1 protein-coding gene is annotated in these 210 nt (G+C 39.0%); it reads right to left on the bottom strand.

Annotated elements, in window-relative coordinates:
* On the bottom strand, positions 1 to 210 hold a 210-nt coding region (locus CN326_RS23560), incomplete at both ends, for a DDE-type integrase/transposase/recombinase (RefSeq protein ID WP_141525123.1).

Raw genomic sequence — 210 nt, 5'->3', positions numbered from 1 at the left:
GATTGCACGATAGAGATAACACCACTCTCCTTTGACTTTGATATAGGTTTCATCGACTCTCCACGAATCATTTGTTGATTTAAGATGCTGTCGTACTTTCTCTTCTAATTGAGATCCATATTGATGAACCCAGCGCATAATCGTTGTGTGAGCAATGGATAAACCTCTTTCTTCCATCATTTCCACCAGATTACGGAAGCTCAAATTGTA

The sequence above is a fragment of the Bacillus sp. AFS018417 genome (assembly GCF_002560985.1).
GTDB lineage: Bacteria > Bacillota > Bacilli > Bacillales > Bacillaceae_G > Bacillus_A > Bacillus_A rhizoplanae.
Note: the sequence above shows the minus strand (reverse complement) of the source record. Positions and strands in the feature narration are given on the sequence as shown.